Here is a 20,222-nt window from a genome sequence, read left to right as displayed (position 1 = left end):
AAATGACCTTTCGCACAGCCTTATAACCTGCTGTTCTGTCAATGCAGCTGCAATCAATGTACAGCGAAGAGACCCCCGCTCAGGCGGGTGGCCCCTCCATCTCTTACACGACAACAGAAGCTTCAACTGCAGCCTGCCTTTTTACCCGCTCCAAGTCTGTATCCACCATCATATGAATGAGCTGCTCGAAGCCTACTTCCAATCGCCAGCCCAGCTTTTCTTTCGCCTTGGCACAATCGCCGAGCAATAAATCTACCTCTGCCGGACGGACAAATTGAGGATCGATCACGACGTAATCCTCATAATTTAAACCTACATGGGAAAAGGCAATTTGCAGCAGTTCGCGTACAGAATGCATTTCTCCTGTGGAAATGACGTAATCATCCGGTTGATCCTGCTGAAGCATCAGCCACATCGCCTTTACATAATCGCCTGCAAAACCCCAGTCTCGCAGTGAATCCAAATTTCCCATGTGCAGCTCCTGCTGCAACCCTAGCTTGATACGAGCTACCGCATCCGACACTTTACGCGTTACAAATTCCAGTCCTCGGCGTGGCGATTCGTGATTGAACAGAATGCCAGAGCACGCAAACATATCAAAGCTTTCGCGATAGTTCACTGTAATCCAATGGCCGTACACTTTGGCGACACCGTAGGGACTACGTGGGTAAAACGGAGTCGTTTCTGTCTGGGGTGTCTCCAGCACCTTACCGAACATCTCGCTGCTTGACGCCTGATAAAAGCGCGCTTCCGGCTTGGCAATTCGAACCGCCTCCAGCATATTGGTGACAGATAGCGCTGTAATCTGCCCTGTAGCCAACGGCTGCGGCCACGAGGCCGCTACAAAGGATTGAGCAGCCAAGTTGTAGACCTCATCTGGGTCGGACTGACGGACGGCTTCGATCAATGAAGCCAGATCGGTCATATCACCGGAAAGCCATTGGATGTCATTCTGGATATGCGCTACATTTTCAAAGTTCGGTGTGCTGGTTCGTCTGCGCACCCCGTATACCTCATAATCCTTGGACAGCAGCAACTCAGCCAGATAGGACCCGTCTTGTCCGGTAATCCCTGTGATCAGCGCTTTTTTCATTCCAATTCCCCCACCGTTTTTTTATTGTTCAACCAGATCCAGGCCTTGAAATGCCTGATACACAGACCTTAATCCCTCTTCTAGTGAAATACGCGCCGACCAGCCCAGCCCGGAAATTCGGGATACATCTACCAACTTACGCGGCGTTCCATCAGGAGCGGAGGTGTTAAAGGTAATTTCTCCCTCATAGCCGACTACATTCTTCACTCGTTCAGCCAGCTCACGAATGGAGATATCCTCACCTACGCCGATATTTACAATTTCATTTCCTTCATAATTGTTCATCAGGAACAGACAGGCTTCAGCCAAATCATCAGAATGAAGAAATTCTCGGCGCGGCGTACCAGAGCCCCATACTTCTACAGTCGGAGATTGATTCAGCTTGCTTTCATGAAACTTGCGGATGAGCGCAGGTAGCACATGAGAGGTCTGGAGATCAAAATTGTCGCCCGGACCGTATAAATTCGTCGGCATCACAGAAATAAACCGGGTTCCATACTGACGGTTGTAAGACTGACACATTTTAATCCCGGCAATTTTAGCAATCGCATAGGCCTCATTAGTAGGCTCCAGTTCACCCGTAAGCAGATATTCTTCTCGCAACGGCTGCGGAGCAAATTTAGGATAGATACAGGTAGAGCCGAGGAATAACAGCTTGCCTACATTCGCCCGGTACGCCGCATCAATCACATTCGTTTGTATAAGCAGATTGTCACGGATAAAATCAGCCGGATATTCGCTATTCGCCAAAATCCCACCAACTTTGGCCGCTGCCAGAAATACATAATCCACAGGCTCTGTTTCAAAAAAATGATCTACCGCCTCTTTATTGCGTAGATCCAGCTCACGGCTTGTGCGAGTAATAATATGACGGTAACCCGCATTCTGAAGCGCTCGGACAATAGCGGAACCCACCAGTCCGTTATGCCCTGCTACATATATGTTGGAATGAAGATCCATACTTATCCCCTACCTTCTTCGTGAAAATGAAAGACTTTAATACGCATCCTTGGAGCCTAGCAGCACACGAAATGTTTTCAGCATAATGATCATATCTGTGCGGAAACTGCGTCTGGATATGTACTCCAAATCCAGTTCTACCATCTGGTTAAAGCTTAGATGATTACGACCGCTGATCTGCCATAGACCGGTGCAGCCTGGTGTAACCGTCAGACGCAGCTTATCCCTCACTGTGTAATTATGGACTTCTCTTGGCAACGGGGGTCTGGGTCCTACCAGACTCATCTGCCCACGCAGTACATTGAACAGTTGTGGCAGCTCGTCGATGCTCGTTCTGCGAAGAAAGCGACCCACACGGGTAATTCGGGGATCGTCCCGCATTTTGAACATCGCACCCTCAATTTCATTTTCCACCAGCAGTGCAGACAATCTCGCCTCGGCATCAGACACCATGGAACGAAATTTGATCATGCGAAACGGACGCTCATTTTTCCCAATACGTACTTGATAAAATAACGCACTGCCTTTTGGGTCCTCCAGCTTAATCAGCAAAATGACAAGCAGAAATACCGGGCATAACACGATGATTCCAATGAAAGACAATATAATATCCATGCTTCGCTTCACGAACGGGTATACGTTCCATCCTTGCCGCCGTTCAAGCCCATGAGCGACCGAATATACATCCACTGACGCGCCCAGCACTTCGGCCTCGTTCGAGCGGGAAGAAGACACGTCTCATCACCTCGCTCCTTATTGATAATTATTATTTATACATTGTTAAAAGAATTTTATATACTCTCATTTTCCTCCTTTTTATTCATGTCAGATTGCGTTCCTCCATACCCCTCTCGGCGCGGGTATTCGAACGCTTCACATTATTAAGTACGACACCCAGAATGCGCGCCTTTACTCTTTCCAAATTCGCTTTTGCTTTCTTGACGACATCCTTTTTGACCTTCCCTGCCTGCACCACCAGAATGACTCCGTCACACATAGCGCTTATAATTAAGCCATCCGGAAAGGACAGCAACGGCGGCGTATCCATTAAGATCACGTCATAATGTTCTTTTAGCTCAACCAGCAGAGCATTCATTCTGCGGGAACTGAGCATCTCGGACGGATTGGGCGGGTTCGGCCCGGCTGTAATTGCATGCAGATGGTCAATCCCGGTTTCCTGAACCACATCCTGCCATGCCTGTTGATTGGCAAGCACCCGTGTCAGCCCTGTATGATTACGCAAACCAAACATATGGTGCAAAGAGGAACGACGCAGATCCATGTCCATAATCAGCACCTTTTTCCCCTCTTGCGCATAGGTTACAGCCAAATTGCTAATCGTGACCGTTCTGCCTTCACCCGCCTGGGCGGACGCCACCATCATAACCTCAATCGGCTCGTCTATAGAAGAAAACTGGATGTTAGTACGAAGCATGCGGTACTCCTCCGAAACGGAAGACTGAGCATGTAGGGATGTAACGAGCTGATTATTGATTAATCGCGGCATATTGCCCTTCACCTACCTGTTTAGGAGTTGTAGTCGAGCTGTCAGAGCGTTTATCTTCTTTTTTCATTTTTGTAATCAGGGATAGGGTAGGCAGACCGAGTTCTTTTTCAATATCCTCTTCATTCTTAAATGTATCATCCAGTACCTCCAGCAAAAATGCCAAACCTATTCCCAACAATAAAGAGGTGGCAAAAGCAATAAATATCTGTATAGCGGGATTACTATTCACGGGAACTGCTGGATCATTCAGACTGGCTTCGCTTAGGATGGTGACATTGTCCATTTTCATGATAGAGGGAATTTGCCGTTTGAATACTTTGGCTACCGCATTGACGGTTTTCACAGCCTTCGTATACGATAAATCGCGGATTGTTACATCCATGACCTGTGAATCACCTGCGGTGTTCACTCTTAATTTTTGCGCCAAAGCTGACGGAGTGACCTTAAGGTCGGGGAAGCTGGCGACCACCTGATCCATAATCGCCGAGGAGATCATAATTTGCTTATAGGAGTTCGTTAAGGCTATATTCGTTTGAACTACACTGTAATCAACGACACCTGCACGATCCGGTCGTGGCGTCTGGTTGATAATGAGCTTTGCGGTAGCTTCATAAATCTGCGGGGTAAAATATACATTTTTTATGCCCACTACAGTACATACCAGCAGTACGATGCTACCAATCAACCACATTCTTTTACGGATCAAACGGATGTACTCTTTCAACTGCACAAGACCAGTCCTCCCTGATTGACTTGTTTTCGATGCAATAACGCTTGTACTGATCCTCTGCATAACGGGGAAAAGAACGATGCATGACCCTCTAATCTATAGTAAAATGTTGTATAATAGCGCATAGAAGGTCTAGCCAGCGAATAAGCACAAAATGCTCAATAATCGGTGGCCTCTTAGGGTATATAAACGAAGACATAAGTGAAAACTATGAAATAAAGATACGTTATGTAACTTACATAACTAATTTATGATACAAAACGTATCTTGTCAAGCGTAAAATTGCTTTTTTACCTTTCTTAACCTTGCCTTCAGGAGGAAAAACAGATGAATTATGGCACCCGCATCGCTGAATTACGAGAACATAAGGGATTAAAACAAGAGGAACTAGCGCAATCCCTCGGAATTACGCGGGCAGCTCTTTCTCACTATGAAAAAAATAGGCGCAAGCCAGATTTTGAGATCCTGACCAAGCTCGCTGATATTTTCGGGGTAACGATTGACTACTTGGTGGGACGTACGAGCCATCCGGCAGCGATATTGGATTCAGATGTGAGGGAATTTGTGGACCAGCTTGAACTGTCCGACGAGGATATTCTGCAACGTTTCAACCTGACCATTGACGGACGCACCTTGTCTGAGGAAGAAGCCAAACGTTTTATTGCATTTGTCCGAATGGAACGAATGATGGAATAAAGAAAGCGGCCGACTGCTTCACGTCTCGCTCAAGTAGGACCAGCCGGTGGAATTTACACGCGCTTGTCCTTCCGGTATGTGGTTCCATCAGCGTCGTTTTCTAGCCATTCTGGCATCGTGAGCCCACATTGAAGCAAAATGTCCCGGATGTCCAAGTCGATAGCGGCTTTGTCTACTTTCCGTACGTTGTTTTGAAAAAGAGGGTTGTTCACCTCTAATTCTGTCTCCTTGTTCATTCAGCACTAACCTCGCTTTATTATTCTTGGTCCCGGAAAGAGATTTCCCACAAAACCATGTATGTATAGTCATGAACAAAACTATTATATATGAATACATACCTGCAATGTTGTCGTCTTATGACGAGAATATAAAAGGATTTTCTTATTTTTTTCTTCATTATACGTAAAGTATTGGCAAATCAGAACGATTTTCCAACAAAAAAGAACCTGTCAGGTCCTATTTTCTCCTGATAGGTTCTTTTTTGTTTTCTTTCGAAATGATGTTAGGTATTCGTTAACTCAGGTCCTATATACATTCCGATCTGTTATTAAGCCACCTCGGCTGCCTGGGAAACCTGAGTGCCTCCGGTCGCCCGGACTTTGTAGACATAGTGGCCTCCAGCTTTTACTGTGCGGTCTGTATACGTGTTTCCCGCTACTTGCGAGGCAATCACCTGATAGGCCCCGTCGGTCCCGTCAGCACGCAGCACATCATAGGAAGATACGCCTTCTGCCTGAAGCCAATTAATCTTTACCGCCCCATCCTGAACAGAGGCAGCCTTCACCCCTGTTGGGGCTGAAGCTGCGGTCTGATCTGTACTTTTTAATTCCAAAATATATTGTACCGCTTCGCCAGGACCCAGCTTTTCTTCAAAATCAAGGGCAGGAGAAGCCTTGAGCCCTGATATGGAACGCTGTGCCTGACTGTAAGTAGAACCTGCTCCAAAACGTTCACCGGTGTACAAACCAGCTTTCGGCATCGTTACCCGTACACGAACGGTCTGCGGGGTAGCTTCGAAATTCACTAGATTCACCAGCAATTTGTCTGAAGTAGCGCCGCTACCTGCCAGCGGTTTAAGCTTGGACGTATCCACCGCACGAACATAGACCATCTTGTCCTTGGTATCCTCTGGATTCAGCACTGTATAAGTCAGAGGTTGTCCATGGGTGGCATAGGCTAAGCTCAAGCGTCTCATGATCTTAACGCGAGTGTCCTGTCCTTGCCCGAACGGATAAATTTCTGTGTTGGCCGGGTTATGACTTTGCAGATCGAAGCCTGTTTTAAACAGCGTATAATCTTTATAAAAAGCAGCGTGCTGGATAAACATATCGGCAAACCCAATTTGCGAACGCATAATCCGGTCGAATGCAGCTGCTTGTGGCTGACTAGCCCCGTAATCTGGATTGTCTCGATGCGTATCATTGGTACCGAACTCTGTGTTCAGCATCTTTTTCGCCAGTCCATTGCTCGAACCGCCGAAGGTTTTCAAATTTTGGACGAAGCTGCCTCCGCCCTCTTCATTATACGATTCACCATAGGCGTGTCCATTGGTCAGGTCGGTGACTTCCTCCAGCTGTTTACGTTGCGCCGGGTCTCGTTCCCATCCATCTGGGTCACCGCATTTTTGCGTACCACTGGTTTGATTTTTGCACGCCTTGGTAGAGTACGTTGGCCAGTAGGCCCAGCCCGGTGCTACGGTTTTGAGATGCGGTGCCAATTGCTTGCCTTCTGTATTCAACCACTTGGCCACAGCCAGGTTTACCGCCTTGGAGCGATTAAATAATCCAGGTTCGTTATCTACTTCATAATATTGAAGATAAGAACCGTATTTTTTTACATAATCGCGCAACTTTTGCTTGGCTGTCTCTGGCAGAGAACCATCTTTTTGCAGCTTAATATCACCTGTATATAAATACAAAGCAGACGATTGCATATTATACTGCTTTAACGTTTGATAGTAATCATCCACGTCTGTACATGCCTTGCCCACATTACTGGCACAGGTGACCCTCATGACATTGCCACTATAAGCAATGCCCAGCCACTTGAGAACGTATGGTAAATGCTTAACTGCACCCTGATCATAATAAAATTCTTTATTGTTCACATTTGTTCCGGTCAGTATATATTTACCGTGTACCGGTTCGACCGCAGGTGAAGCTAACGTCTCCAAGCTCAAGTCATCCCAAGTCCACCACACATTTTTATCTTCTGCAGAGGAGCAGTATAGGCAGCGCGCTGTCTTTAGCTTGAGTACGTTAACACCGCTTTGCAATTGCTCTTTGGGTATATACAACTCGTAGTTGTTTTTGAAATTATAAGCACTCCCAGTACCGGATACCCCGGCAATCTGAATAATACCGGACAGCTGATGATTTGAAAATACAGCCATTTGCGGGACTGCTTTGCCCGCATCCAAAATCCGAACACGGAATATCATACCATTGGGAGGTATCTGATTCAGCTTATACTGAAGTGTCAGTTCAGGGTTCGTGGACGCATTCAAACCGGGAGGAATATCTCCACTGCTGAGCAATACCGGAACTGTTGTACTCTCTTCTGCTACCGACAACGCTGACAGTGCTCCTTTAGCAGACGATTCGGTAGTGGCAGCTGCTGTAGAAATGTCGATATTATCCCTACCGACCACACCTTTGAATTCCGCTGAAGAGTCATCCCTCTGACCCAGCTTCCATACTGGACTGGCAGCCGCTACTTTATCCGTCTGCAATTCTGCGCTTCTTGAAGGCGTGTATATAAACCAAGCAATCATCGCTATAGCTACGACCGCTAATAGTCCAGATAAAACGACTGTATACCTATGGGATAACCATTTTTTTATCATATGATCCACCCTCTCTCCTCAAATTTTTGGACCGGGAAAGAGTATCAATCAAGGAAGAAACAAAGCGTTTCCGGGAATCACCGCTTTCGCTTCATGCTGACTTTCCCACATAAGACGTGCCATTGCGTCGCCTTTTTCATCATAGTATTCCACTTTTAAATCTACCATTTTGCCTGCTTCCAAAGTAATACTGCCTTTACGCTCCGTCCAGCTTTGTTTGAACCAGCTGTCAATCACCAACTTGCCGTCTACCCATACACGAATACCGTCATCGGATATCGTTGTGAACGTATAGGTCTCGCTATATTGTGGTTTGATTTTACCCGTCCAGCGAACCGAGAACTGATCGGCATTCACCTTTGGATCAGCTGCAATGGCGCGCCAGTTGTAGTCCAGCTTGCTATCTGTACGGATCAAAGCAGGACTTCCATTCAAATTCATATTGTTAAAATATTCGCCCTGCAGCCCGTTCACATATACCACATCAGGAACGGAAGGAGGAGTCGGAGCCGGGATAGGCTCACTTTGTCCCTCGTCCGGTAAGGTCGGTATATCTGCCCCAGGTGGTTGAATCGTTTCCAATCCATTCTTCACATCATCCCGCGTCAAACTCCTCGAATCATTCATATAATCCTGAATTTGAATTGTTGTGTTATTCTCGGTCAGCATCTTGCCCCAAGTCATGGAATATACCCATTTAGGCTGAGCCTGCAACACCTCAGAACTAGGCATCTCACCATGCTCCCCAATGGCAATCGGCTTATTCCGTGCCAATCCAAGCAAGCCTTCGTAATGACTTTGCTTAAAATCATTGTTGTAAATGTCTACTGCCAAAATGTCCACTTTGTCATCCCCCGGGTATTTCGGGGTATACGGAACAGTATACGAATTGGGCGCATTCGGACTCCATACCCACAGCAGATTGTTCAATTGATGTGTGTTTGTAAAACGGTCGTACATGATATTCCATAGCTGATTGAAATTAGTTTTGTTTCCCCACCAGAACCAGTCACCATTCATTTCGTGGTAAGGTCTCCACAAAACCGGAACCCCTGCATCACGAAGCTGCTTTAACGAAACAGCGACCTTATCCAGATCGGCAATGAGGAGGTTATACTGCGTAGTACCTGGGGTCACGTATTTGTTGAACTCTGTCTGACTTACTTTCGCCTGTACATTGGCCCAAGTCAGTGGCCTACCCGGTAGCGCTTCATGAAAAGTCATCGTCACAATACCACCGGATCTGCTCCAACGGATAGCACTATCGACGACATTTTTACGTTGTGCTGCTTCCGTAGCGTCAGATTGACCAGAGATAGCTCCCATCTCATAGCCGTGTACACCAACATATGCCTGACTGATTTTTTGGACCTTGTTACTTAATTCATCCGGACTTTCCAAATAATCATGCTGACCGGTGACTATTTTTTCCCCTGAGATGTTGAGTAAATAATTGTATAGTTCACGGGCCTGAATAGAAGCGTCCGAATTAACAGGTTGTAATGAAGCGGCATTCGCCACAGACAGAGAATCACCAAAACCGACGGGCAACAATGAAAAAAGCATAACAACGGGGAGTACATGACGTATCAGTCGATACAGAGGAATAAAATTGAATCTCACTTTCGCTCTTCCTTTCGGTAGCCAGGCTGCCATCCTTGTAGAAGGCCCTTTAGCTTTGCGTACCTGCCTTTCGACAGGGCTGCGTTTATCGTTGGAAGGAGTTTGGATTCCTTCTTACCCTAAGTATCGACTTTCTTTTACCAAAATTTAATAGGTCATGTTCATGAATTTACAGGTTTTCGCCCAATTTCGACAGTTTGAGCTATGAATTTTCATGAATTCGTCTTTTTTTTCGTTTTTACGAAAACAATTATGAGATAAATTGGTGACGGGAAATTTCATTCCAATCCATACAAAAGCGGACAATATCCTCTTCAACCAATTCAGAACCAGTCTGCACCTCAATAAAATCCACATCGGTCACAGCCAAAATGCTATGCTTCGTTCCTTCAGGAATGCGAACTACATCACCAGCTTTTACTTTGTGCAGCTTCTCATTCAAAATAATTTCCGCTTCACCGCTAATAATGGTCCAAATTTCACTCCGTTTGAAATGAAGCTGATAGCTGATATTTTTGCCTTTCCGTACGCGGATTCGTTTGGTCAATACCTCGTTACCCTCGTCATACTTGACATAATCCACAACCCGATACTGCCCCCAACGACGTTCTTCATACATTGGACGCTGATCATGAGCCTTGAGCACTTCCTTAATGCGAGGACTTTCAGCCTTATTGGTCACAAGAATACCATCCGGGCTAGCGGCTACAATCAGATCATTCGTTCCAATGATCGCCACAGGAATGTCTAACTCGTTAATAAGACTCGTATTGACGCAATCCTCCGTTACTACACCTCTGCCCACTTGTTGATTAGACATTTCTTCTGTGAGCGTATTCCAGGTGCCCAGATCCTTCCAAAAACCATCATACGGAAGAACTACGATATCCTTTTCCTTCTCGACTACTTCATAGTCAAAGCTGATTTTTTCCAGAGATGCGTATTGCTTTTGCATTTCTTCATAATTCAGCGGCAAACCCTTGGATGCCAAGATATCCAGCAAATAACTTAATTTGAATGCAAAAACCCCGCAGTTCCATAGAGCATTGCGTTCAATCAGACGCTCCGCCTGCTCCCGGTCGGGTTTCTCTTGAAAATGGCTCACTTCGCGGTAGCCTGTGCTACCTTGGGTGGCATCGTTTTTCGGAATAATGTAACCATATTTCTCTGAAGGATAGGAAGGGACAACCCCGATTAAAGCAAGCTTGCCTTCACTCTCCTGGAGTGTATGTTCCAGCTGGGCTACGGAAGCGAAGAAAGCATCCTCAACATAAGGATCTACAGGCAAAATAGCTATAATTTCATCAGGGGAAACACCAGCAATGGAATATAGATAAGTCGCTGTCAGCGCAATCGCAGGAAAGGTGTCTCTGCGTTCCGGCTCAACAATGATGCGCGTATTCGGCCCGACCTGACTCTGGATCATTTCGACCTGTGCTCTCCCTGTCGCAATAAACGAGGATTCTGATAATCCGTTGTCTCCCAATTGTCTCCATACCCGCTGTACCATGGATTCCGAAATCCCCTCTGGGCTCTCCAGTACCTTCAAAAATTGTTTGGAACGGGAATCGTTGGACAAAGGCCATAATCTTTTACCGGAACCACCAGACAAAAGTACGAGCTTCATAACTCTCCACTTCCTCTCTATATTGGTTGGATGATCGTTCTGAATGATGAGTTGACTACCCACTACGGACTGGATTTGATCTTACGATCGCTGTTGCCGTGGGATTCTTTGGATTGTGTAAGACATTTATATGTAAGAATCCCAAGTCAAAGGCGACCGCTCCGCTTCTCCAGATTCAAATCCATTCCTGCGCTACTCAAAAATGCATCATATCGATCATATCTTGTGGTGCAAAAGGCACGACCGGACATTATTAAGTCCGGTCAGCCTGTAAGACGTTCGAGAACTCAGAGCTTGCCCGCTGTGCTTGCAAGCTTCAAGTAATCGAGGTTTCGTAACGCCTTGCCCAGATTGCCTTCGGCAACCGCAATGGCGTACTTGATCGGAAGGAGCGGCTTCAACCGTGCCGCTCCTTCCGATCTGCCCTTCTACTCCCCCCATAAGGTGGGAGTTTAAATACTGTGACTCCACGGCGAAAAGCAGCGGAGCGGGCAGAATTGTTCTGAAGAAGCGTCAGCGTTTGCCTTTATCCCCGGATTTTAATCTTTGAATGTTTTATATAATCCAGAAAATCCGGGGGTAACAGCAATCGGAAGAACAATCTGCACGCGCAGCGCCTTCAGCGCCTCCAACACCGCCACAGTCACTTTTTAATCTGTCACTTTTAAACTTCCACTTTATCTCTATTCCACCCACTCATCCGCGGACGACCCACGGAGTAGTATTCCAGCCCGGAGCCTTGGATCTGTTCCTCAGCGAATACGTTACGACCGTCAATGAGAACCGGCTTGCGCAAAATGGAGGCCAGTTGTACGAGATCGACTTTTTTGAACTCTTCCCAATCGGTCAACAGGCACACAGCGTCGCTACCTTCAGCGGCTTGCTGTGGGGATGAGCACCACATAATATTCGGGTGATCCACGCGCTCCTTGAATTTATCCATCGCAATGGGATCATACAGTTTGACAATAGCGCCTGCCTGAATGAGCGTTTCTACGATTTCCAGTGCTGGAGCTTCGCGGATGTCATCTGTATTTGGCTTGAAGGCGAGGCCCCAAATGCCAATGGACACACCGTTCAGTTGACCCAGCGATTCGCGCAGCTTGGATACAATCATAAAGCGCTGGTCGGTATTCACCTCGACCACCGATTTCAACAACTTAAATTCATAGTCTACATTACCTGCAATTTGGATAAGCGCATTTGTGTCTTTTGGAAAGCAAGAGCCACCATACCCGATCCCTGCTTGTAGGAAAGAGGAGCCAATCCGTTTGTCCATACCCATACCGTCAGCCACACAGGTTACATCGGCGCCAACCTTTTCGCAAATATTAGCGATTTCGTTAATGAACGAAATTTTAGTTGCCAGAAACGCATTGGACGCGTATTTGATCATTTCAGCACTACGGATATCCGTCACATAGATTTTATCCGTGAACACCTGATGCAGAGTGACCATGGTTTCACGCAATCCTGTATTGTCCAAACCAATAATGATGCGATCCGGATAAAGCGTATCATTGATGGCTGAGCCTTCTCTCAGGAACTCCGGCGCGGAGACGATATCGAAAGACAAACTCGTGTGACGAGCCAACACGTCCTTAATCTTTTCGTTCGTTCCGACAGGTACAGTACTCTTGGTCATAATAATCTTATACCCGTTCATGGCTTTCCCAACATCAGCGGCCGCCTGTTCAATGTACGACAAATTCGCCTCACCGTTAGCCAGAGAAGGTGTACCTACCGCCAAAATTACGATATCCGAGCGGCGTACCGCATCGGCCAAATCCGAGGTGAACTCCAACCGGCCCGCTTCCAGATTCAACGCGATCAATTCCTCAATACCCGGTTCATAAATCGGAGATTCTGCCCGGTTCAACATGTCGATTTTGTGCTGCTCCAGATCGACACAAATCACCTCATTACCTTTTTGCGCAAAACATACACCCGAGACGAGTCCAACGTATCCAGTACCGATTACAGCCAGCTTCATTCCGTTCATCCTCCTTTTAGAAAGTTCACATAGGCTTGTTCTACATACTTTTTTAATTGATCCTTGAAGTTTTCTTCATCAAATTTGCGGGCATGGGTAATGATATCGTCCACATTCCACGCATGTTGCTCAACCTTTTCGACGGCCTCCAGCACATCTTCTACTTGATGCTTGCGGAAAAACACGCCGTTCACATGAGGAACAATCGTATCCAGCACTCCCCCACCCTGAAAAGCGATGACAGGCCGTCCGGCCGCATTCGCCTCCAAAGGCGTAATACCGAAGTCCTCTTCACCCGGAAAAACGAGCGCTCGGCATTCTGCCATCAGCTTGTTAACCTCTTCATCCTCAAGCCTGCCGAGGAACTCAATGTTCGGGGCAGCCATAGCTTCGAGTCGTTTACGGTCCGGTCCTTCACCCACAATGCGCAGCTTGAGACCGTTACGTTTGAATGCTTCGATCGCGAGATCGATGCGCTTGTAGGACACCAATCGGGATACGATCAGGTAATAGTCACCGATGTTTGTAGCGCGTTTAAAACGGGATGTATTAATAGGTGGGAAAATCACATCCGAATCCCTTTGGTAATAGTGTAAAATTCTTCGTTTTACAACCGAAGAGTTGGCGACAAACTGGTCTACGTTGCGAGAAGTTTTGGCATCCCATGTTTTCAACCGGTTCATGTACAGCTTGAGCATGTTTTTGAGCAGGTTGGATTTGGACTGCCGGGCCATATATGTATCGTAATCCCAGGCAAACCGCATCGGTGTGTGACAATAACAAATGTGAAACGTATGTTTGGGTACCTGGATGCTTTTCATAAATGCACTGCTGGAGCTTAAAACAATGTCGAAATCCCTAAAATCAAAATCACGGATAGCAATGGGATACAGCGGCAGCACTCCTTTGAAGTTGTCCTTCACTCCTGGGACTTTTTGTAGCCAAGTGGCTCTAATATCCGCATCCTTCAAGTTACGCGACAGGCGGTCGTCGCTGAACACCGTTGTGAAGATAGGAGCCTCCGGATACATATCGTGGAATACCTCTACTACCCTTTCCGCTCCGCCCATTTGGATTAAGTAATCGTGCGCTATCGCTATTTTCATCTGAATCATCCTTTAACGCGAATGTCGGTCAGACTCCTGCCAACAAACCCTTATAGTAATGAACTATATCCTTAACTGTGTTCTCGATGACAAAATGCTTCTTGACCCGTTCCATCCCTCTCTCACCCATCTGCTGACGTTCTTGTGGATGCTCCAACATCCAGCGGATGGCTTCTTCCAGCTTAGCCGGATCACCCGGTTCAATAAGCAGCCCGGTTTCATGGGGTACCACCGTTTCCTTGGGTCCACCCTCATTGGAAGCAATCACGGGGAGACCCGCAGCCATGCCTTCAATTATGACCTGACCGAATGGTTCTGGTGTAATAGAGGTATGAATCAGCAAATCACAACGCTGCATCAGGCCTTGAATGTCATCGACGTGTCCCAGCAGATTGACGTTAGCCAACCCGTATTCGCGCATCGTGGACTCTAATCGTTGCTTGTATTCCTCTTCTCCGAACAACGCATCTCCAGCCAGCCAGAATTTCACGCGCTGATCCGGTAAAAAGGAGCGTGCTGCTTCCAGTAAAATATGCTGTCCCTTCCATTCCGCCAATCTGCCGACCAATACGACGTTAAACGAGTCATCACCACGTACATGGGCAGCCGTGTCACGTGCTGTAATTGCTTTGGCAAAAGCAGAATAAACGACAAGCGTCTTTTTGTCCGGGGGTAACTCCAACGCACTCAGCGTGGACTTGGAATTAGCAATCACTCCGTTGGGCAAAAAGCGGGACATCAGCCGAATCCCTTTGGCCACAATCGGCTTCAGATACGGCGGACCGATGTGGTCACGGATATGCCAGATCAAGGGCAGCTTCGCCGATTTGGCGGCTACTGTACCATACAGTGCAGACTTGAGCGAGTTCGTGTGAACGCACACGACCTTTTCCTCACGCAGCAAGGGCGCAAGTTTTCTACCGTAAGCCAGCAAACGAAAAGCTGCTGCAGGCGCACCTAGATTCACGGCATTCCGTCCCCGATTGCGAATCGAATCGTCCAATGGAACAATGCGCACATCAATATCACGCTGCCGAAGCCGATCTGCCAAATCGCCCTCCTCTGCCAAAATAACGAGCGGGTCGATATGTTCCCCGATATTCGTCAGTATGTTGTACAAAGCGACTTCGCCGCCGCTCCATCTTGCCGTATGGTCAATATAAGCTACTCTCATCATTTCGCCGCCGCCTTTCTATCAAGGACCTGTCGGAACACCTCTTCCACCTGCTCCGCTACATGTCCCCATGTATATCTGCTCAGGACATGGTCCCGGCATTCCCTTGCATTCGGTAGAAGTTCACGATGATCCAGCACACGCAGCAACCCTTCAGCAATGGCTTCACTATCCGTTCCCTTGAACAAAAGCTCGGGACGGAATCCTCTTAAAATCTCCTTATTGCCACCCACAGGAGTCGCCAGCACCGGCAGTCCCGAGGCCATCGCCTCTACTGTGATCAGACCGAAACCTTCCAGTGCCTGTGTGGGTACAACGAACAAATTCGATGCTTGGTGGTACAGTGGAAGCTCCTCATCCGACACATAACCGAGCAGCCTTACATGGTTATGAAGATTGTATTCCGCCACCTTAGAAGCCAATTCCTCCATCAAGGGGCCCTTCCCTCCAATCAGCAACACATGATCAGGATGACGCTCGGTTACTCGTCGCCATGCTTCCAGTAGCTGTAGTAGTCCCATTCGATTAACAAGACGACGAACGGTTAGCACAATCGTCGCATTTTGCGGCAAATTCAGGCGCTTCCGCACCGCTTCTTGATCCTCTGCCGGGTGGAACCTTTCTACATTCGCCGCACCAGGAATAATATGAATTTTGCTGAGTGGAACCTTATAGTGCTCATGCAAAATATCCCGAAAAGTTTCGCTGAGCACTATAAATTTATCCGCCAATCCGTAGGCTTTCATTTCAATGGATTTGGCCAACGTCGTTTTTAGCAAATGCTTGATGCCCTGTCCTTCAATCTTCATTTCCTCCGTCCACGGTCCGTGAAAGGTGGTAACTACCGGGATTCCTCTTTTTTTCGCCTCCAGCGCCGGTCCGACACCATAGGGAGCAAAATGGGAATACAGTACATCCGTCGGTTGCTTGTCGAACAGCTCTGCTGCATATTTTTGCATTAGCTCTCGACGCTTCCACATGGATTGCTGCTTGCTGCCAATCGAATGAATCCGAATACGGTCGGGCGCCTGCGGCTGCTCGTCACTACAGATTAGAGCATCCAGCGTATTGCGCTCTAATGTAAGCTGCTCACAGATGGATTTGAAATATGTGTTGAGGCCTCCTGGCTGCAAGGACGGCCAGCTTAGCCCCGTTGCCGCAATACGAAATCCGTTATTGTACGACATAGCTGGTTTCTCCTTTCTGCTCGGTATGTCCGTCATCCACGATTTCTATCTTTTTTCTCCGCTTGGTTAGCTCATAATGCTTGAAGCAGACGAGAAACTCATACATCACCCAGAATACTGCTACGGCAAAACCTGCCAATCCTTTGCGGTATAAGCCTTGGACAAAATACTTCTGCACAAAGCGGGCAGGAGGCCGCCACAACAGTCTGGTAATCCGAAAGGATCTTCCTTTGTTAAATGCCGTCTCTGCTTCCAGATCTGTATATTTGTTAAAACGGGTCATATGATCACTGATGCTGCGGAAGCCGTAGTGCCATAACACGCCCTCCAGATTGACAATCTGGGAAGAGGCTACATCCGGCATTTCATGAACAAGACTATTCGTAATGCCATAAATACGCCGATTGTACAAACGAACCAGGTATTCACCTTTGTTCATCCATTTGCCGAGAAAATCTCCAATCCGGAATACGGAATATGCTTTGGCCGGATCGTGGAGCGTTTCCTTTACTTTCAACAAGTCTCCAAGCAACTCTGCATCCACTACTTCGTCCGTATCAATCAGGAATATCCAATCAAATTCCGCTTTTTCAACACCAAACATGCGCTGCTTGGCATAACCGGGCCACGGGTTAGAAAACACCCGACAGCCCAAGGATTCAGCTACCTGAATCGTATTGTCCTTGCTCCCTCCGTCAATGACGACGATATCGTCCGCAAAGGGCTTGCAGGATTTAATGGCGGCTGTGATTCGAGTGCCATCATCCTGAGCGATAATAACTACGGATATCCGGTTGTCCGCGGGAACGCTAGACATGTGGTTCATTAGCGGGTGCCTCCTTCTTTATCTAACCGTTAACTGGCTTTTTCCGGATGTAGTGCGACATCGTTGATCGGAGCCATTGAAAATCTTGTTTGGAAATAAGCAGTCTTGGAATCTTCATTTTTAGAACGAATTTAACATTACATAAAATGAAAATGAACCGTAGAATCCCCGAAGACAGCATTGCTATCCCTGCACCCGTCAATCCATATCTCGGCACGAGTATGGACAGCAATGGAATGACGAGCGCCAATCCGACACCCTGTAGAATGGTAACCAGTTTGGGCTTACCCAACGCCATAAATTGTTGTGCCAGCACCATGGTCCCTCCACTGATAGCAACCTCAAGCACCAAGAACCGGAATACCGTGAGCGCTTGTTTAAACTCTTGACCATATAACAATGTAAATACGAACGGAGCAATCAGCATCAGCATCACCGCAGCCAGAAAGGTTGCCGTTGATGTCACTCGAAATGCCCGAAATGTTATGGCCACCGCCTCTTCCTTATTCAGACCAGAGGCTTTGGGAAACAGCACGACAATGATCGAGGTAGAAAATACATTCACCATCCTGGCCAAGCTGACCGCTACTGCATATAAACCGAGATCAGCGGGTCTGAGCAGACCCGCAATCAAAATCTGATCAATATAAGTGGAAACCTGCCCCATGAGATCATTTCCGTATGAACCCATACCGTAGGTAAAGAGATTTTTAAATTGCGTCCAGCTGTTCTTTACCTTTGGTTTGTACAGCCGAATCATTCGTATCGTGACACCGATATAAATCGGCAAGCCTGGCAGTAAATAGGCCAATGCCGAGGTGTACGGATTCATATTTCCGGTTAAGATCAGAATCGCCAGACCCAGCAGTGTACTCAGCGGTACCAGATACCGGAATAAATTGTACTGCTTATATTCCGAGCGAACTTGAAGCAATGCATTATTGATCTGTGAAATCGCTATGAGCGGACACATCATCATGGAGCACTGCGCGAAAAGTATGACCGATGAAGAAAAAGAGCGCAGCCAATAAGGAATTAGAAAAACTCCGACGAGTGTCGCCAAGCCCCCGAACATGGTAGCCAGCAGCAAGGCCAGACCATACAGCTTGCCCGTTTCCTCCGGTTTCCTTTTCGCATTGTAAATCAATGCAGACGGGACACCGAAGCTCATGCAGAAGGCGAGAAATTGGGACCAGTTCACCATCGCTGTCTGTTCCCCGCGTCCAGTAGGACCCAGGAATCGTGCCGTTAGCACACCAGTCAGCATATTCACGACGAGAATCAGCATACTGAATATCATCGTTTTTACTGCTGCAGAGCTGTTATCCTTGCTTTTGGCAAACCGAATCACTGTGGACCATAGTGTCCGGACAGGTGCGGATAATGCTTGTAAGTTTTGCACAGCCTTTACCTTCTTTCCGCGATGACATCTTTTGCCCATAGTCCTATTCCGATCATCATCCAGATCAGATAGCCGCGCATACCGGGGAAACCATTATCTGATATGAGACTGGCTACAGCTCCGGCCCACGTAGCCAACGCCAGTCTGATATAAGGCTGACTGGCATCTCGTTCGGCAATACGGGCGAGAAGGCGCTTGATGATAACGAACAGACCACCGAAGAAAAAGAATGCCCCGAAAATACCGAAGGTGAGGAAAATGGCGATATATCCATTATCCATAATCCCAAGTTCACCGAGATCGCCGCCGTTATCAAGCTTGGTTCCGATTCCTACACTCCCGATTCCCTGCCCGACCGGATTGCCAGCAATCGCCGGAAGCATCGTATGCAGTAAATCCAAACGTTCATTGTACGAATGATCCTGCTGAATATCCGTCAGCGTCTGCATGCGAGCCACCAAACCTTCTGCTCCTGGAAGTTTTGGAACAATGATGTAGAGAAGAAGGCCAACTATAGCTAGTTGAAACAAGGTTTTCCACTTTCCCTTGGAAGATGAACTGAGAATGTAAGCCAGTAACATGACGAAGGCAATTAGCCAGGCTGAACGTACCAGCGTGATTAAAAGACAAACGACCGTCAGCAGGATTCCGATCCATCCCAAAGTGCCGCGCCAACGTTTTTCCATTAGCATGGGTACAAGTGCCATCGCCAGGAAAATAGCGCAGGGACCGGGCGAGTTCATGGAAGAAAATACTCTGATTTGAAGTGGTTCTGGAACACCAATGGAATTCATTTCTACATGATTCATCCAAAATGCATCCCACGGAGGCACCGTCAAGTACTGGATAATGCCGTAAATTGCCACAAGAACAGCAATGTTGGCATATGAATACAGCAGTCGGTCCAGCTCCTTCGCCTTCATGGGCTTAATCGCAAGATAAGGCAACAGGATCAAAGGAACCACATAATTGGCTAAATCATAAGCAAAAACAATACCATTTTTGAATAACCCGACCACACTTCCGTAGGCCAATTCTATGCCGAAAAATACAGCAATTCGAGTCAAGGGTTTTTCCGCCTGATGAATGCCTCGCAACACAGGAATAATCAACATACTGCTTACCAGCAGCGGTGCCACGCTCAACAAGGAAACCGAGTGATACGTTCCCTCCATCCAATCCGCAATGCGGCGGATTTCCGGGCCTACTGCCCACACTGCCAGTGTGTAAGGAATCAGTAGCCGCGATTGCAAGATCGCCAGCAGGAAGGCCGGAAAAACGAGCGCCAGCAATATGGCTCCCTGCTGGCTCATGGTGGGATTCATCTTGGCGCTGACAAATCCGATGGCGAGTGGCAGCATACAAGCCAGCAATCCCATGCCGATCATGCTGATTCCACGCCGATTTCCTAGCCAAACGGAAATCTGCTGATCTGCCAACCGACTCATGTTTC

At 47.4% G+C, this 20,222-nt stretch carries 17 protein-coding genes and 1 riboswitch; of the genes, 1 reads left to right on the top strand and 16 read right to left on the bottom strand.

Going from position 1 to position 20,222, the window contains the following annotated elements; all coding sequences use genetic code 11:
- Positions 1 to 103 precede the first annotated feature (103 nt).
- The 5 genes from gmd to AOU00_RS18750 all read right to left on the bottom strand — a co-directional run bounded on the left by gmd (position 104) and on the right by AOU00_RS18750 (position 4,290).
- Complete coding sequence (gene gmd, locus AOU00_RS18770; protein ID WP_069291332.1) at positions 104 to 1,093, bottom strand: GDP-mannose 4,6-dehydratase; 990 nt, start codon at positions 1,091 to 1,093, stop codon at positions 104 to 106.
- 21 nt (positions 1,094 to 1,114) lie between these two features.
- A complete protein-coding gene (locus AOU00_RS18765; RefSeq protein WP_069291331.1) occupies positions 1,115 to 2,053 on the bottom strand; it encodes a GDP-L-fucose synthase family protein in 939 nt (312 codons plus the stop codon).
- Positions 2,054 to 2,089: 36 nt separating this feature from the next.
- Entirely contained in the window at positions 2,090 to 2,788 is a 699-nt protein-coding gene (locus AOU00_RS18760; RefSeq protein WP_039269544.1) for a sugar transferase, read from the bottom strand.
- 85 nt (positions 2,789 to 2,873) lie between these two features.
- Complete coding sequence (locus AOU00_RS18755; RefSeq protein ID WP_061830270.1) at positions 2,874 to 3,560, bottom strand: CpsD/CapB family tyrosine-protein kinase; 687 nt, start codon at positions 3,558 to 3,560, stop codon at positions 2,874 to 2,876.
- Entirely contained in the window at positions 3,541 to 4,290 is a 750-nt protein-coding gene (locus tag AOU00_RS18750; protein WP_069291330.1) for a YveK family protein, read from the bottom strand. The genes AOU00_RS18755 and AOU00_RS18750 overlap by 20 nt, the downstream gene beginning before the upstream one ends.
- Before the next feature lie 327 nt (positions 4,291 to 4,617).
- Between AOU00_RS18750 and AOU00_RS18745 the strand changes: the two genes are divergently transcribed.
- The gene (locus AOU00_RS18745; RefSeq protein ID WP_025720479.1) at positions 4,618 to 4,986 is read left to right on the top strand and encodes a helix-turn-helix domain-containing protein; all 369 of its coding nucleotides are present in this window, start codon (positions 4,618 to 4,620) and stop codon (positions 4,984 to 4,986) included.
- A 53-nt stretch (positions 4,987 to 5,039) separates the two neighbouring features.
- On the opposite strand, the gene AOU00_RS18740 is transcribed toward AOU00_RS18745, so the two are convergent.
- From AOU00_RS18740 to AOU00_RS18690, 11 genes are all read right to left on the bottom strand, one after another.
- A complete protein-coding gene (locus AOU00_RS18740; RefSeq protein ID WP_069291329.1) occupies positions 5,040 to 5,222 on the bottom strand; it encodes a hypothetical protein in 183 nt (60 codons plus the stop codon).
- A 311-nt stretch (positions 5,223 to 5,533) separates the two neighbouring features.
- Positions 5,534 to 7,831 (bottom strand): PD-(D/E)XK nuclease family protein, encoded by a 2,298-nt coding sequence (locus AOU00_RS18735; protein ID WP_061830272.1) that lies wholly within the window; start codon positions 7,829 to 7,831, stop codon positions 5,534 to 5,536.
- Positions 7,832 to 7,879: 48 nt separating this feature from the next.
- Complete coding sequence (locus AOU00_RS18730) at positions 7,880 to 9,454, bottom strand: glycosyl hydrolase (RefSeq protein WP_069291328.1); 1,575 nt, start codon at positions 9,452 to 9,454, stop codon at positions 7,880 to 7,882.
- 13 nt (positions 9,455 to 9,467) lie between these two features.
- A riboswitch (cyclic di-GMP riboswitch) is annotated at positions 9,468 to 9,548 on the bottom strand.
- Positions 9,549 to 9,704: 156 nt separating this feature from the next.
- Positions 9,705 to 11,081: a sugar phosphate nucleotidyltransferase gene (locus AOU00_RS18725; RefSeq protein ID WP_013309163.1), complete on the bottom strand. Its 1,377-nt coding sequence runs from the start codon at positions 11,079 to 11,081 to the stop codon at positions 9,705 to 9,707.
- Positions 11,082 to 11,745: 664 nt separating this feature from the next.
- Positions 11,746 to 13,074 carry a UDP-glucose dehydrogenase family protein gene (locus AOU00_RS18720; protein WP_061830275.1) on the bottom strand — a complete coding sequence of 443 codons (1,329 nt, stop codon included), beginning with the start codon at positions 13,072 to 13,074 and terminating at the stop codon, positions 11,746 to 11,748.
- Between the two features lie 5 nt (positions 13,075 to 13,079).
- Positions 13,080 to 14,180 (bottom strand): glycosyltransferase, encoded by a 1,101-nt coding sequence (locus AOU00_RS18715; protein ID WP_069292086.1) that lies wholly within the window; start codon positions 14,178 to 14,180, stop codon positions 13,080 to 13,082.
- A 28-nt stretch (positions 14,181 to 14,208) separates the two neighbouring features.
- The gene (locus AOU00_RS18710; RefSeq protein WP_023987423.1) at positions 14,209 to 15,357 is read right to left on the bottom strand and encodes a glycosyltransferase family 4 protein; all 1,149 of its coding nucleotides are present in this window, start codon (positions 15,355 to 15,357) and stop codon (positions 14,209 to 14,211) included.
- Positions 15,354 to 16,541 (bottom strand): glycosyltransferase family 4 protein, encoded by a 1,188-nt coding sequence (locus AOU00_RS18705; RefSeq protein WP_069291327.1) that lies wholly within the window; start codon positions 16,539 to 16,541, stop codon positions 15,354 to 15,356. Before AOU00_RS18705 ends, AOU00_RS18710 begins: the two co-directional genes overlap by 4 nt.
- Positions 16,528 to 17,367, bottom strand: coding sequence for a glycosyltransferase family 2 protein (locus AOU00_RS18700; RefSeq protein WP_023987421.1), 840 nt, complete (start codon positions 17,365 to 17,367; stop codon positions 16,528 to 16,530). The genes AOU00_RS18705 and AOU00_RS18700 overlap by 14 nt, the downstream gene beginning before the upstream one ends.
- A gap of 22 nt (positions 17,368 to 17,389) precedes the next feature.
- Entirely contained in the window at positions 17,390 to 18,769 is a 1,380-nt protein-coding gene (locus tag AOU00_RS18695) for a lipopolysaccharide biosynthesis protein (protein WP_069291326.1), read from the bottom strand.
- Positions 18,770 to 18,774: 5 nt separating this feature from the next.
- Positions 18,775 to 20,217, bottom strand: a complete 1,443-nt coding sequence (locus AOU00_RS18690) for an O-antigen ligase family protein (protein WP_061830308.1) — start codon at positions 20,215 to 20,217, stop codon at positions 18,775 to 18,777.
- Positions 20,218 to 20,222: the final 5 nt, after the last annotated feature.

Origin of the sequence: Paenibacillus polymyxa, from assembly GCF_001719045.1 — a bacterium.
Lineage (GTDB): Bacteria > Bacillota > Bacilli > Paenibacillales > Paenibacillaceae > Paenibacillus > Paenibacillus polymyxa_B.
Note: the sequence above shows the minus strand (reverse complement) of the source record. Positions and strands in the feature narration are given on the sequence as shown.

Coding starts and splice junctions, on each gene's coding strand:
- AOU00_RS18735 (WP_061830272.1), bottom strand. CDS start 7,831: ATGATAAAAAAATGGTTATCCCATAGGTATACAGTCGTTTTATCTGGA.
- AOU00_RS18690 (WP_061830308.1), bottom strand. CDS start 20,217: ATGAGTCGGTTGGCAGATCAGCAGATTTCCGTTTGGCTAGGAAATCGG.
- gmd (WP_069291332.1), bottom strand. CDS start 1,093: ATGAAAAAAGCGCTGATCACAGGGATTACCGGACAAGACGGGTCCTAT.
- AOU00_RS18755 (WP_061830270.1), bottom strand. CDS start 3,560: ATGCCGCGATTAATCAATAATCAGCTCGTTACATCCCTACATGCTCAG.
- AOU00_RS18715 (WP_069292086.1), bottom strand. CDS start 14,180: ATGAAAATAGCGATAGCGCACGATTACTTAATCCAAATGGGCGGAGCG.
- AOU00_RS18710 (WP_023987423.1), bottom strand. CDS start 15,357: ATGATGAGAGTAGCTTATATTGACCATACGGCAAGATGGAGCGGCGGC.
- AOU00_RS18700 (WP_023987421.1), bottom strand. CDS start 17,367: ATGAACCACATGTCTAGCGTTCCCGCGGACAACCGGATATCCGTAGTT.
- AOU00_RS18765 (WP_069291331.1), bottom strand. CDS start 2,053: ATGGATCTTCATTCCAACATATATGTAGCAGGGCATAACGGACTGGTG.
- AOU00_RS18720 (WP_061830275.1), bottom strand. CDS start 13,074: ATGAAGCTGGCTGTAATCGGTACTGGATACGTTGGACTCGTCTCGGGT.
- AOU00_RS18705 (WP_069291327.1), bottom strand. CDS start 16,541: ATGTCGTACAATAACGGATTTCGTATTGCGGCAACGGGGCTAAGCTGG.
- AOU00_RS18740 (WP_069291329.1), bottom strand. CDS start 5,222: ATGAACAAGGAGACAGAATTAGAGGTGAACAACCCTCTTTTTCAAAAC.
- AOU00_RS18745 (WP_025720479.1), top strand. CDS start 4,618: ATGAATTATGGCACCCGCATCGCTGAATTACGAGAACATAAGGGATTA.
- AOU00_RS18725 (WP_013309163.1), bottom strand. CDS start 11,081: ATGAAGCTCGTACTTTTGTCTGGTGGTTCCGGTAAAAGATTATGGCCT.